This is a genomic window from Amycolatopsis mediterranei (assembly GCF_026017845.1).
Lineage (GTDB): Bacteria > Actinomycetota > Actinomycetes > Mycobacteriales > Pseudonocardiaceae > Amycolatopsis > Amycolatopsis mediterranei.
This window is the reverse complement of the sequence record NZ_CP100416.1, coordinates 629,277-644,490: the sequence shown is the minus strand read 5'-3', so window position 1 is coordinate 644,490 and position 15,214 is coordinate 629,277. Positions and strand designations below refer to the sequence as shown.

The following is a 15,214-nucleotide window of genomic DNA, read 5'->3' as shown; positions in this document are numbered from 1 at the left end:
TCACTCGTCGCCGAAAGCCAGTTGCACGAGGTCGTCGACGCCCAGGTCGGCGATCGACCGCTCCTCGCCCGCGTCCTCGGCCGCGATGGCCGCCAGCGCGTGCCGCAGCCGGTCGTCTTCGCTGTGCCCATTCCCGTTCCCGTTGCCGTTCGCGGTCCCGTCCGGGACCAGCCGCGCGCCCAGGTAGCGCGCCACCGCCAAGGGGTTCGGGTAGTCGAAGACGAGCGTGGCGGGGAGCTTGAGCCCGGTCGCCTCGCGCAGCCGGTTGCGCAGTTCCACCGACGTCAGCGAGTCGAACCCGGTGTCCTTGAACGCCGTGTCCGGGCGGACGGCCTCCGGCCCGTCGTAGCCGAGCACGACCGCGACCTGCCCGCGCACCAGGTCGACCAGCACCGCCGCCCGCTCGGCCACCGGCAGCCCGGCGAGCCGCCCGGCCAGCCCCCGGTCCACAGTGGACGCCGTGCGCGCCTGGGTCCGGCTCGGCCGGACCAGGCCGCGGAACAGGACCGGGACCGTGCTCGCCCGCATCGCGGCGAGGTCGAGCTTGATCGGCACGAGCAGCGACTCGGCCATCCGCAGCCCGAGGTCGAACAGCGCCAGGCCCTCGGCCCGGGTCAGTTCCAGGACACCGTTGCGGCTCGCCCGCGCGTGGTCGACCTCGCTGAGGTGGGCGGCCATGCCGCTGCTGCGTTCCCAGAGGCCCCACGCCAGGGACAGGCCCGGCAGGCCCGCGGCCTGACGACTCGCCATCGCCGCGTCCAGGAAGGCGTTCGCCGCCGCGTACGGGCCTTGACCGCCACCACCCATCACCCCCGCGACGGAGGAGAACACGACGAACGCGCCGAGATCCCGGTCGCGGGTGAGCTCGTCGAGGTGCATCGCGGCCGTGACCTTGGCCGCGTACACGTTCGCGAGCTGGTCGGGCGTCAGCGCCTCGATCACGCCGTCCTCGAAGACGCCGGCGGTGTGCACCACCCCGGTCAGGTCCGGGAGGCCCGCGAGCAGCGCGGCCACCTGGTCGCGATCGGAGACGTCACAGGCCACGAAGGACACGTCCGCGCCTTCGCCGGTGAGCTCGGTGATCAGGTCCTGGGCGCCCTCGGCGTCCCGGCCCTGCCGGCTGGCCAGCACCACCCGGCGCACGCCGTGCCGGGTGACCAGGTGCCGGGCCACCAAGGTGCCCAGCGATCCGGCGCCCGAGACCAGCACGGTCCCGTCCGGGTCGAACGCAGGAGGCGCGTCCGAGAGCCGGGTGGCGCGGGCCAGCCGGGGCACGAAGAACGTCGTTCCGCGCACCGCGAGCTGCGGCTCACCGGAGGCCAGCACCGCGCCCAGCGGAACTTCGCCGTCGGTGTCCAGCAGGACGACCCGGTCCGGGTGTTCCGCCTGCGCGGACCGGACCAGGCCCCACACCGCGGCCGCGGCCGGGTCGGTCAGTGTGTGGTCACCGCCGGCGGGTACCGCGCCGCGGGTCGTCACGACCAGCCGGGCCTCCTCGAACGCGGGCGCGGCCAGCCAGGCCTGCATGATCTCGAGCACCCGGGAACTCACGGCCAGGGCCGGGTCTCCCCCGGCGGCTTCCCAGACCACCACCGGTGGTGCGTCCGCCTTCTCCGCCAAGGCCGCGACGTCGTCGGCGGTGTCGATCCGCACCCACGGCGGCAGTTCCGCGCGGGGCACGGCAGGCAGCTCGGTCCAGTCGACGCGGAACATCGCGTCGTGGCCCGCGTCGGCCGCGGCGCCGAGCTGCTCGGCCGAAACCGGCCGGGAGACCAGCGATTCCATGGTCAGGACCAAGCCGCCGGTTTCGTCGGCGGCTGCCACGGACAGCGTGTCCGGGCCGCTCGGCGCGAGCCGGACCCGCAGGGCCGACGCGCCCGCGGCGTGCAGGACCAGGCCGTTCCACGCGAACGCCAGCACCGGCTGACCGGGCTCGTCGCCGCCCACGGCCGTGGCGGCCTGCAGCGCCGCGTCGAGCAGCGCCGGGTGGACGCCGAACCGGCCCGCGTCCTTGCGCAGGTCCTCGGGCAGGGCGACCTCGGCGAAGACGTCGCCGTCACGCCGCCACACCGCTTGCAGCCCCTGGAACGCCGGCCCGTAGCCGTAACCACGCTCGGCCAGGTCGGTGTAGAAGGTCTCGACGTCGATCCGCTCGGCATCCGCGGGCGGCCAGGCGTGGAAGTCGAACTCGGGTTCCTGAGCGGGGGCCGTCGACAGCACGCCGGTGGCGTGCCGCGTCCACGTCCCCGCGCCGCCGTCGCGCTGGGAGTAGAGGTCCACCGTGCGCGAGCCGGTCTCGTCCGGGCCGCTCAACGCGACCTGGACGCGGACCGCGCCTTGGGCGGGCACGACCAGCGGAGCTTCGATGATCAGCTCGTCGAGGGCGGTGCACCCGGCTTCGTCGCCGGCCCGGACGGCCAGTTCGGCCAGCCCGGAGCCGGGGAGGATGACCACGCCACCGACCGCGTGGTCGGCCAGCCACGGGTGCGTCCGCACGGACAGCCGCGAGGTGAACACCAGGCCGTCGGACTGCGGCAGCTCGACGACCGCGCCCAGCAGCGGGTGGTCGGCCGCCGCCTGGCCCAGCGAAGCCGCGTCGGTCGCGGACTCGGCGGGCCGCAGCCAGTAGTGCCGGTGGTCGAAGGCGTACTTCGGCAGGTCGACCCGGCCGGTCCGCGGCAGGACCGCGGTCCAGTCGAGCGGGACACCCTGCACGTACAGCTCGGCCATCGACGTCAGCAGGCGGCGCAGGCCACCGTCTTCGCGCCGCAGCGACCCGGTCACCACCGCGTCGTCGCTGAGTTCACTGAGCGGCTGGACCAGCACCGGGTGCGCGCTGACCTCGACGAACACCCCGTGGCCCTGGCGAACGAGCTCCGCGACGGCCGGACCGAACCCGACCTGGTTGCGCAGGTTCCGGTACCAGTAGCCGCCGTCGACGATCCCGGCGTCACGGATCCAGTCACCGATCAGGGTCGAGTAGAAGGGCACCTTCGGGGCCTGCGCCTCGATGCCGGCCAAGGTCTCGGCCAGCAGATCCTCGATGGCTTCGACCTGGTTGGTGTGGGACCCGTAGTCCACGGCCACCCGCCGGACGCGGACTTCCTGACCGGACAACGCGTCGACGACCTCGTCGAGGGCCTGGGCTTCCCCGGCGATCACCACGGAGGCAGGGCTGTTGACCGCGGCCACCTGGACCCGGTCGGCCCACGGCGCCAGCCACGCGGTCGCGTCTTCTTCGCTCAACGCCACGGAAGCCATGCCGCCGCGCCCGGCCAGCCGGGTGGCGATCGCCTGGCTGCGCAAGGCAACCACCTTCGCGGCGTCCTGCAGCGACAGCGCGCCCGAGACGCAGGCGGCGGCGATCTCGCCCTGCGAGTGGCCGACGACGGCATCCGGGCGGACACCCACCGACTGCCACACCGCGGCCAGGCCGACCATCATCGCGAAGCTGGCGGGCTGCACGACGTCGACCCGGTCCAGCAGGTCGGACTCCCCGCGCAGCACGTCGAGCAGTGACCAATCGATCCACGGTTCCAGGGCGGCCGCGCATTCGGCGACCCGCTCGGCGAAGACCGGCGAAGAGTCCAGGAGTTCCCGGCCCATCCCGATCCACTGCGAGCCCTGGCCGGGGAAGACCCAGACGAGCTTGCCCGGCGAACCCGCCCGGCCGGTGACCACCGCGGCCGGGTCTTCGCCGCGGGCCAGCGCTTCCAGGTTCGTCACGGCTTCTTCGCGAGAGCCCACGACCATGACCGCGCGCTCGGTCAGCGCGGCCCGGTTCGTCACCAGCGCCCGGGCCACACCGGCCAAGGACGCGTCACCCGCCACGAATCCGGCGAGGCGACCGGCCTGACCGGCCAGGGACGCCCTGCTCCGCGCGGAGACCACGACCGGCACCAGGGGAACCTCGGGTGTGGGCACCGGCTCTTCGGCGGGCGCCTCCTCCAGGATCAGGTGCGCGTTCGTGCCGCTGACGCCGAACGCGGAGACCCCGGCCCGGCGCGGGCGCCCGTTGCGCGGCCACTCGCGGGCTTCCGTCAGCAGTTCGACGGCACCGGCCGACCAGTCGACCTCGGGGGTAGGCCGGTCGACGTGCAGCGTCGGCGGCAGGACTTCGTGCCGGAGCGCCTGGACCATCTTGATGACGCCGGCGACCCCCGCGGCGGCCTGCGCGTGGCCGATGTTCGACTTCAGCGAGCCGAGCCACAGCGGCGACTCGCGGTCCTTGCCGTAGGTAGCCAGCAGAGCTTGCGCCTCGATCGGGTCACCCAGCGTGGTCCCGGTGCCGTGCGCCTCGACGACGTCCACATCGGACGGTGCCAGCCCGGCGCTCACCAGCGCCCGGCGGATCACCCGCTGCTGCGACGGCCCGTTCGGCGCGGTCAGGCCGTTCGAGGCGCCGTCCTGGTTGACCGCGCTGCCGCGCAGCACGGCCAGGATCCGGTGGCCGCGTTCCCGCGCCACCGACAGCCGCTCGAGGATGACCACACCGACGCCCTCGGCCCAGCCGGTGCCGTCGGCCGCGGCGGCGAACGCCTTGCAGCGACCGTCGACGGCGAGGCCCCGCTGCCGCGAGAACTCCACGAATGCGCCGGGGTTCGCCATCACCGTCGCGCCGCCGGCCAAGGCCATCGAGCACTCGCCCTGCCGCAGCGACTGCGCGGCGAGGTGCATCGCGACCAGCGAGGACGAGCACGCCGAGTCGATCGTCACGGCCGGGCCTTCGAACCCGAACACGTACGACACGCGGCCGGACGCGACACTCGACGACCCGCCCGTGCCCGCGAAACCCTCCAGCTCCGGCGTGACGACGCTGTCCCCGGGAGCGACGTAACCCTGGCCGAACATGCCGGTGAACACGCCGACGTCGTTGCCCTTCAGCGAAAGTGGGTCGACCCCGGCGTCTTCCATGGCCTCCCAGGAGGCCTCCAGCAGCAGCCGCTGCTGCGGGTCCATGGCGACGGCCTCGCGTGGCGAGATCCCGAAGAAGCCCGCGTCGAAGAGCCCGGCTTCGTGCAGGAAGCCGCCGTGCCGGGTGTAGGTCTTGCCCGGGCGGGCCGGATCGGGGTCGTACAGGCTGTCGGTGTCCCAGCCGCGGTCGGTCGGGAAGCTCGACACCGCGTCCCGGCCCTCGGCGACCAGCCGCCAGAGGTCCTCGGGCCCGGCGACCCCGCCCGGCAAGCGGCACGCCATCCCGACGATGGCGATCGGCTCGTCGAGGTCGGCCTTCGCGGCCGCTGTGGTCACCGGCGTCTGGGCCGCACCACCGAGTTCGTCGCGCAGGTGCCGGGCGAGCGCCTGGGGGTTCGGGTAGTCGAAGACGAGCGTCGCGGGCAGCTTCAGGCCGGTGGCGGTCCGCATGCGGTTGCGCAGCTCGACCGCGGTCAGCGAGTCGAAGCCGGCGTCCTTGAAGGCCGTGTCGACGCGGACGGCGCTCGCGTCGGCGTGCCCGAGCACGGCCGCGACCTGCGCCCGGACCAGGTCCAGGAGCAGCGTGAGCTGGTCCGCCGGGGCGAGCCCGGCCAGCCGTCCGGCCAGCCCGTTGTCCACAGTGGACGCCGCGCGGGCCTGCGCCCGGCCCGCGCGGACCAGGCCACGCAGCATGTGCGGCACGACCCCGCCCGCGGCGGCGTCGGCGCGCACCCCACGCAGGTCGAGCTTGGCGGGCACCAGCAGCGACTCGGCCGACGACAGCGCGGCGTCGAACAGGTCCATGCCCTCGGCCTGCGTCATGATCTGCAGGCCACCGCGGCGGCTCATCCGCGCCCGGGTGGCCTCGTCGGTGCCGGCGGCCATACCGGTGCTCTGGTCCCACAGGCCCCACGCCAGCGACAGGCCCGGCAGGCCCGCCGCCCGGCGGTTCGCCATCAGGCCGTCCAGGAAGGCGTTCGCCGCGGCGTAACTGCCGCTGCCCGCGCCCATGAACACGGCCGAGACCGAGGAGTAGACGACGAAGGCGTCGAGGTCGCGGTCGCGGGTCAGCTCGTCGAGGTGCCGCACGGCGTCGACCTTCGGCGCGAACACCGTGGCCAGCCGGTCCCGGTCCAGCGTCTCGATCACGCCCGCGTCGATGACGCCGGCGGTGTGCACGACGGCGGTCGGCCGGTGCTCGTCGAGCAGGGCCGCCACCTGGGCGCGATCGGAGACGTCGCAAGCCACCACGGACACGTCCGCGGCCAGGTCGGCGACCAGGTCCGCCACGCCGTCGGCGTCTCGGCCGCGCCGGGACGCCAGCACGAGCTTCCGCACGCCGTGGCGTTCGACGAGACGCCGGGCCACCAGGCCACCGAGCGCACCCGCGCCCGAGATCAGCACTGTCCCGTCCGGGCGGAACACGGCGGCCCCGCTCGGCTCCGCGCGAGTGATGCGGGGCACGAAGAACTTCCCGCCGCGCACCGCGATCTCGGGCTCGTCACCGGTCAGGGCCGGGATCTCGCCGTCGGTGTCGATCAGGAAGATGCGACCGGGGTTCTCCGCCTGCGCGGCTCGGACCAGGCCCCACACGGCCGCACCGGCGGGGTCGGTCACCTCGCGCACGGCGCCGCGGGTCACCACGACCAGCCGCGCATCGTCGGCCGCGGTGACGAGCCAGGTCTGCACAGCCTCCAGGACCCGGCCGGTCAGTTCCAGGGGCTCTTCACCGAAGGCTTCGACGACCTCGATGTTGGCCGGCACCGCACTGTCTGCAATGGACACTTCGGTCCAGTCGACCCGGTACAGCGATCCGGCGCGGGTCTTCCCGGCCGAGAGTTCCCGGCCTGCCACCGAATCCGCCGTGAGGACCAGCCCGCCGGTTTCGTCCGCCGCTTGGAGGGCACCGCCGGGCACCAGCCGCACGCGCAGCGCCGAGGCACCCGCGGCGTGCAGGACCAGGCTGCGCCACTCCGCCGGCTGCTCGTCGTCCGCGAGGACCGGCTGCACGGCCGCGTCCAGCAGGAAGGGGTGGATGCCGAACGCGCCGGCGTCCAGCTCCTCCGGCAGGGCGACCTCGGCGAAGATCTCGTCGCCGCGCCGCCAGAGGCCGTCGACCTGCTGGGCTCCGGCGGGCGGCCAGGCGGTGAAGTCGAAGGCCTCGTGCGCCGGAGCCGTGGCGGACAGGTGCCCGGTGGCGTTCCGGATCCAGTCTTCGGCGCCTTCGAGCTGCGAATACACCTCGACCGTGCGCTCGCCGCTCACGATCACCTGGACGCGCAGGCCACCGCTCTCCGGCAGCACCAGCAGCTTTTCGACGGTCAGGTCGGCGAGGACCGGGCAACCGGCTTCGTCACCGGCCCGCACGGCCAGCTCCACCAAGGCGGCGGCGGGGACGCCGTCGGCCAGCCACGGATGCGTCCGCACCGACAGGCGCGAGGTGAACACCAGGCCGTCGGACTGCGGCAGCGGGAGAACCGCCCCCAGCAGCGGGTGGTCGGCGCCGGCCAGGCCGAGCGCGGGCGCGTCCGCCACGGCGGGCGGGCTGAGCCAGAAGTGCTGGTGGTCGAAGGCGTAGGTCGGCAGCTCGACGCGCGCGGGCGGCGCCATCGTGGCCCAGTCGACCGGGACACCGCGGACGAACAGTTCGGCCATCGAGGTCAGCAGCCGCCGCACCCCACCGTCGTCGCGCCGCAACGTCCCGGTGACGACCGCATCGGTGAGCTCGCTGATCGGCTGCACCAGCACCGGATGCGCACTGACCTCGACGAACACCCCGTGCCCCTGCTCGATCAGCTCGGCCACGGCCGGGCCGAAGCCGACCTGGTTGCGCAGGTTCCGGTACCAGTACCCGCCGTCGACGACCCCGGCATCGGTGATCCACTCGCCGGCGACCGTGGAGTAGAAGGGCACCACGGGGGCCTGCGCGTCGATCCCGGCCAGAGTCTCGGCGAGGGTGTCCTGGATGTCCTCGACGTGCCGCGTGTGGGACGCGTAGTCCACCGCCACCCGCCGACCGCCGAGGACTTCGACGGCCTCGGTGAGCGCTTCGGCGTCACCGGCGATCACGACCGAGGCCGGACCGTTGACGGCGGCGATCTCGACGCGGCCCGCCCACGGCGCGAGCCGGGCAGCCACCTCGTCGTGGCTCAGCTGGATCGACGCCATGCCCCCGCGGCCCGACAGCTCCGCCGCGATCGCCTGGCTGCGCAGCGCGACGACCTTGGCTGCGTCCTCGAGGGACAGTGCACCCGACACGCAGGCGGCGGCAATCTCGCCCTGGGAGTGGCCCAGGACCGCGTCCGGCACGACGCCGACCGAGGCCCAGACGGCGGCCAGCCCCACCATCACCGCGAAACACGCCGGCTGCAGCACGTCGACCCGATCCAGCTCACCTTCGCCACGGAGGACGTCCAGCAGCGACCAGTCGATCCACGGCTGCAGCGCGGCCGCGCATTCCTCAATGCGCTCGGCGAACACCGGGGACGCTTCGAGGAGCTCCCGGCCCATGCCCGCCCACTGCGTCCCCTGGCCGGGGAACACCCAGACCGTCTTGCCCGGCATCCCTGCGGTACCGGTCACAAGCCCGCTCGCGCTCTCGCCGCGGGCCAGCGCGGTCAGCCCCGCCCGGGCCTCCTCGGCCGAGCCCGCCACGACGACGGCCCGGTCGGTCAGCGTCGCCCGGGTCGACAGCAGGGCACCCGCCACGCGGGTCAGCGGGACGTCTCCGTCGAGGAACGCCGCCAGGCGTCCGGCCTGGCCCGCCAGGGATCCGGTGCTGCGCGCGGAGATCACCACGGGCACCACGGCGTCGGGCACGTCCGCCTCGGCGGTGTCGTCGGCGGGCGCCTCTTCCAGGATGAGGTGCGCGTTGGTGCCGCTGATGCCGAACGACGAGACACCGGCCCGGCGCGGGTGGCCGTTGCGGGCCCACTCCCGGCCTTCGGTCAGCAGCTCGACCGCACCCGCGGACCAGTCCACCTGCTTGGTGGGTTCCTGCACGTGGAGGGTCGGCGGCAGGGTGTCGTGCCGCAGCGCCTGGACCATCTTGATCACGGCCGCCACGCCCGCGGCCGCCTGGGTGTGGCCGATGTTCGACTTCAGCGACCCGAGCCACAACGGCGTCTCGCGGCTCTTGCCGTAGGTGGCCAGCAGGGCCTGGGCCTCGATCGGGTCGCCCAGCGCGGTCCCGGTGCCGTGCGCCTCGACGACGTCCACTTCGGACGGTTGCAGTCCGGCCCCGGCCAGCGCGCTGCGGATCACCCGCTGCTGCGACGGCCCGTTGGGCGCGGTCAGGCCGTTCGAAGCGCCGTCCTGGTTGACCGCGCTGCCGCGGAGCACGGCGAGCACCCGGTGCCCGCGTTCGCGGGCCACCGAAAGCCGTTCGAGGACGACGATGCCGACGCCTTCGGACAGGACGGTGCCGTCCGCGCCGTCGGCGAACGCCTTGACCCGGCCGTCCTCGGCCATGCCGCGCTGCCGCGACATGCCGATGACACCGATCGGCGAGCCCATCACGGCGACACCGCCGGCCAGGGCCATCGTGCACTCGCCCTGCCGCAGTGCCTGTGCGGCCAGGTGGATCGCGACCAGCGACGACGAGCACGCCGTGTCCACCGTGACCGCCGGGCCCTCGAACCCGAAGGTGTAGGACACCCGGCCCGAGGCGACGCTGCCCGCCGTGGCCGTGGTGACGAAGCCTTCGAGCTCGGCGGGCATGTTGCTCAGGGACTCGAGGTAGTCGTGGATGGAGACGCCGGAGAAGACGCCGACGGCGTCACCGCGGGCCTTGGTCGGGTCGATGCCCGCGCGCTCCAGGGCTTCCCAGGAGGCTTCGAGCAGCAGCCGCTGCTGCGGGTCCATGGCCAGGGCTTCGCGCGGCGAGATCCCGAAGAAGCCCGGGTCGAACAGCGCGGCCTCGTGCAGGAAGCCGCCTTGGCGGATGTAGGCGGTGCCCGGGCGCTCGGGGTCCGAGTCGAACAGGCCGTCCAGGTCCCAGCCGCGGTCTCCGGGGAACGGCGACATCCCATCGCGGCCCTCGGCGACCATCCGCCAGAGGTCGTCGGGGCTCATCACGCCGCCCGGCAGGCGGCACGCCATGCCGACGATGGCGATCGGCTCGCCCGCGTCGGCGACGGTCGTCACCGGCGTGGCCGGCGCACCCGCCACCGTCTCGCCCAGCTCTTCGCGCAGGTGGCGGGCGAGCGCGACCGGCGTCGGGTAGTCGAAGACGAGCGTGGCGGGCAATTTGACGCCGGTCGCCGCGCTCAGCCGGTTCCGCAGCTCGACCGCGGTCAGCGAGTCGAAGCCGAGGTCGCTGAACCCGCGGGTGCCCTGGGCCAGCTCGGGGGCGTTGAAGCCGAGCACCGCGGCCGCCTCCGCCTGGACGATGCCCAGCAGCACGGCTTCCTGCTCTTCGGCTGGCCGCCCGGCGAGCTTGTGGACCAGGCCACCGCCGCCACTCGCGGCAGCCGTGCGGGTCACGCGGCGGCTCGCGCGGACCAGGCCGCGCAGCAGGTGCGGCACCTCGCCGCCGGCGGTGGCCTGGCCGCGCAGCGTCCGCAGGTCGAGCTTGATCGGGACCAGCAGGGCCTGCTCGGCGGCCAGGCCGATGTCGAAGATGTCCAGGGCCTCGGCCGGTGTCATCGGCAGCACGCCGCCGCGGCTCATCCGGGCCTGGTCGGTGGCGCTGAGGTTCGCGGTCAGGCCGTCCGCCTGCTCCCACAGGCCCCACGCCAGGGACACGCCTGGCAGGCCCGCCGCGCGGCGCCCGGCCATCAAGCCGTCGAGGAAGGCGTTGGCGGCCGCGTAGTTGCCCTGGCCGGCGGAGCCCATGAGCGCGGCTGCGGACGAGAACACGACGAACGCGTCGAGGCCGAGGTCGCGGGTCAGTTCGTCGAGGTGCTGGACGGCATCGACCTTGGGCGCGAACACCCCGGCCAGCCGCTCCCGGTTCAGGGCTCCGATGACGCCGTCGTCCAGCAGGCCGGCCAGGTGCACGATGCCGGTCGGGCGGTGTTCGGCCAGCAACGCGGCCACCTGGTCGCGGTCGGAGACGTCGCAAGCCACCACGGACACCGTCGCGCCCTGCTCGGTCAGCTCGGTGACGAGGTCTTCCGCGGCCACGCCTCGGCGGCTGGCGAGCACCAGCCGCCGGACGCCGTGCCGGGCAACCAGGTGCTTGGCCACCAGACCGCCCAGCGAGCCGGTGCCGCCGGTGAGCAGGACCGTCCCTTCCGGACTGAACACCGCGGGGGCCTCCGGCACCTCGCCGGTGGCCCGGGCGAGGCGCGGGACGGAGAAAGCGTTGCCGCGCACGGCGAGCTGCGGCTCACCACTGGCCAGCACCGCACCCAGCGGGACGTCGCCGTCGGTGTCGACGAGGATGATCCGGCCCGGGTTCTCCGCCTGGGCGGCTCGCACCAAACCCCACACGGCGGCACCGGCCGGGTCCGTCACCTCGCGCACGGCGCCACGGGTCACCACGACCAACCGTGCTTCGTCGGCCGCGTCGGCGAGCCAGGACTGCACGGCCTCCAGCACCCGGCTGGTCAGCTCGAGGGGCGCTGCCTCGCCGAAGGCTTCGAGCACCTCGGCGTGCTCGGTGGCCGCGGTCTCGGTCGCGGGGACCTCGATCCAGTCCACCTGGAACAGCGAGTCGCGCTCTTCGCCCGCCGCCGTCTCCAGCTGCGCGGCCGACACCTCGCGGGACACCAGCGAATCCATGGTGACGACCAGGCCACCGGTCTCGTCGGCGGCCTGGAACGTCAGCGCGTCCGGACCGCCCGGCGCCACCCGCACCCGCAGCGCCGACGCGCCCACGGCGTGCAGGACCAGGCCGTTCCACGCGAACGGCAGCACACTGCGGTCGTCGTCCGGGTTCGCGAAGGCGTTCGTGTGCAGAGCGGCGTCGAGGAGGGCGGGGTGGAGGCCGAACTTGCCGGCGTCCTCGCGGTGGTCGTCAGGCAGCGCGACCTCGGCGAAGACCTCGTCACCGCGCCGCCAGACCGCCCGCATGCCCTGGAAGGCGCCGCTGTAGGCGTACCCGCGCTCGGTGAGGTCGGTGTAGAAGTTTTCGACGTCGATCGGCTCCGCCCCGGCCGGCGGCCAGGCGGCGAAGTCGAAGCGGCTCGGTTCCCGGGACGTCGACGCCCCGAGGAGACCGGTCGCGTGCCGGGTCCATTCGTCGCCGTCTTCCCGCATGGAGAAGACGTCCACCGCACGCGAGCCGGTCTCGTTCGGCCCGCTCACGGCGACCTGCACGCGAACGCCGCCGCGCTCGCCCAGCACCAGCGGTGCCTCGATCACGAGCTCTTCCAGGACGCCGAAGCCGAGCTCGTCGCCGGCGCGCAGCGCGAGGTCGACGTACACCGTGCCCGGAATGAGCACGACCCCGCCGATCGCGTGCCCGGCCAGCCACGGGTGCGACTTCAGCGACAGCCGCGAGGTGAAGACGAGCCCGTCGGACTGCGGCAGCGGGACGACCGCGCCCAGCAGCGGGTGGTCGGCGCCGGCCAGGCCCAGCGACACGGCGTCGGTGGCCGACCCGCCCATCTGCAGCCAGTAGTGCTGGTGGTCGAAGGCGTACGTCGGCAGCTCGACCCGGCGGGACGGTGGCAGCACACCGGACCAGTCCACGGTCACGCCGCGGACGAAGAGCTCGGCCGCCGAGGCCAGCAGGCGCCGGAGGCCGCCGTCCTCGCGCCGCAGCGTCCCGGTGACCACGGCTTCGGTGTCGTCGACGAGTTCGTTGATCGGCTGAACCAGCACGGGATGCGCGCTGACCTCGACGAACACCCGGTGGCCCTGCTCGATCAGCTCGGCCACCGCCGGGCCGAACCGCACCTGACGGCGGAGGTTCCGGTACCAGTAGCCGCCGTCGAGCACGCCGGCGTCTTCGACCCAGCCGCCGGTCACGGTCGAGTAGAACGGCACTTCCGGCGCCTGCGCGCGGATCCCGCCCAGCATCTCGGCCAGTGCGTCGCGCGCGGCTTCGACGTGCCGGGTGTGGGAGGCGTAGTCCACCGCCACCCGCCGGATCCGGACGCCTTGGTCGTCGAGCGCGTCGAGGGCTTCGTCCAGCGCCTCGGCGTCCCCGGCGATCACCACGGACGTCGGCCCGTTGACGGCGGCGACCTCCACGCGGCCCGCCCACGGCTCGAGCCGCGCGGTCGCGTCTTCTTCGCTCAACGCGACCGACGCCATGCCGCCCCGGCCGGCCAGCGAGGCGGCGATCGCCTGGCTGCGCAACGCCACCACCTTCGCCGCGTCCTCCAGGGACAGTGCCCCGGACACGCATGCGGCCGCGATCTCGCCCTGCGAGTGGCCCACCACGGCCTCGGGCTCGACGCCGAGGGAGGCCCAGACGGCGGCAAGCCCGACCATCACGGCGAAGCTCGCCGGTTGCACCACGTCGACCCGGTCCAGCAGGTCGGCCTCGCCGCGCAGCACGTCGGTCAGCGACCAGTCGACCCACCGCCCGAGCGCGGTCTCGCACTCGGCGATCCGCGCGGCGAACACCTCCGAGGAGTCCAGCAGCTCGCGGCCCATGCCGGCCCACTGCGTGCCCTGGCCGGGGAACACCCAGACGACCTTGCCCGGGACCCCCGAGCCGCGGCCGGAAAGCAGGCCGGGCGCGCTCTCGCCGCGGGCCAGCGCCCGCAGCCCGGTCACGGCTTCTTCGTGGGAGCCGGCCACGACGACCGCGCGCTCGCTGAGCATCGCGCGGCCGGACACCAGCGTCCCGGCGACATCCGCCAGGGAGACGTCGCCGACCTCCGCCAGCCGACCGGCCTGGGCGGCCAGGGAAGCAGCGGTCGCCGCCGACACCACCAGCGGTACGACACCCGTGGGCGCCGGCGCTTCGGTCACCGGCTCGTCCTCGGGCGCTTCTTCGAGGATCATGTGCGCGTTCGTGCCGCTGGCCCCGAACGACGAGATGCCGCCCCGGCGCGGGTGGCCGTTGCGCGGCCACTCCCGGCCCTCGGCCAGCAGCTCGATCGCTCCGGCCGACCAGTCCACTTGCGGCGTGGGCGCGTCGACGTGCTGGGTCGCCGGGAGCTGCCCGTGCCGCAGCGACTGGACCATCTTGATCACGCCGGCCACACCGGATGCCGCCTGCGTGTGCCCGACGACGGACTTGACCGAGCCCAGCCACAGCGGTTGCTGCGGGTCGCGGCCCTGGCCGTAGGTGGCCAGCAGCGCCTGGACCTCGATCGGGTCGCCGAGGACGGTGCCGGTGCCGTGGCCCTCCACGGTGTCCACATCGGACGGTGTCAGCCCGGCGCTCGCCAGTGCCTTGCGGATGACCCGCTGCTGCGCCGGGCCGTTGGGCGCGGTCAGGCCGTTGGAAGCGCCGTCCTGGTTGACCGCGCTGCCGCGGATGACGGCCAGCACCTGGTGCCCGCGCTCGCGCGCCACCGACAGCCGCTCCAGCAGCAGCACGCCGACGCCCTCGGCCCAGCCGGAACCGTCGGCGGCCGCGGCGTAGGACTTGCAGCGCCCGTCGAAGGCCAACGCCCGCTGACGCGCGAAGCCGACGAACCCGCCCGGGGTCGCCATCACGGTCGAGCCGCCCGCGAGGGCCATCGAGCACTCACCACGGCGAAGAGCTTGCGCGGCAAGGTGAATCGCCACCAGCGACGACGAGCACATCGTGTCGACGGTGACGGCGGGGCCTTCGAGCCCGAGCGTGTAGGCGACCCGGCCGGAGGCGACACCGCCCGCGGTGCCCAGGGCGCGCTCCAGGCTCATGAAGCCTTCGAACCCGCTGAGGTCGGGGGCGTAGTCCTGGTGCACGACCCCGGCGTAGACGCCGATGTCGCTGCCCCGCACCGAATGCGGGTCGATGCCGGCCCGTTCCAAGGTCTCCCAGGACACCTCCAGGAGCTGCCGCTGCTGGGGGTCCATGGCCAGCGCCTCGCGCGGCGAGATGCCGAAGAACCCGGCGTCGAACTGGGCCGCGTCCTGCAGGAAGGCGCCCTCCCGCACGTACGTCGTGCCGGGGTTGTCGGGGTCCGGGTGGTAGAGGCCTTCGACGTCCCAGCCGCGGTCCTCGGGGAAGCCGGTGTAGACGTCGGCGCCTTCCGACACCACCCGCCAGAAGTCCTCCGGGCCGCGGATCCCGCCCGCGTAGCGGCAGGCCATGGAGACGATCGCGACGGGCTCCGCGGCGGCCGCGGCGAGCGCGCTGTTCTCCTGCTGAAGCCGGACGTTCTCCTTCAGCGACGCGCGCAGTGCGTCAACGATCTGCTCGTTCGGCGCGGACATGTTCTTCCTCCACGATTGGTTCGCCATCGGC

Annotated in this window: 1 protein-coding gene; it reads right to left on the bottom strand. The window is 73.9% G+C overall.

The features are described 5' to 3' along the window. On the bottom strand, nt 1-15,183 hold the full coding sequence (locus tag ISP_RS03180; protein WP_013222548.1) for a type I polyketide synthase: 15,183 nt from the start codon (nt 15,181-15,183) through the stop codon (nt 1-3). Nucleotides 15,184-15,214 lie beyond the last annotated feature (31 nt).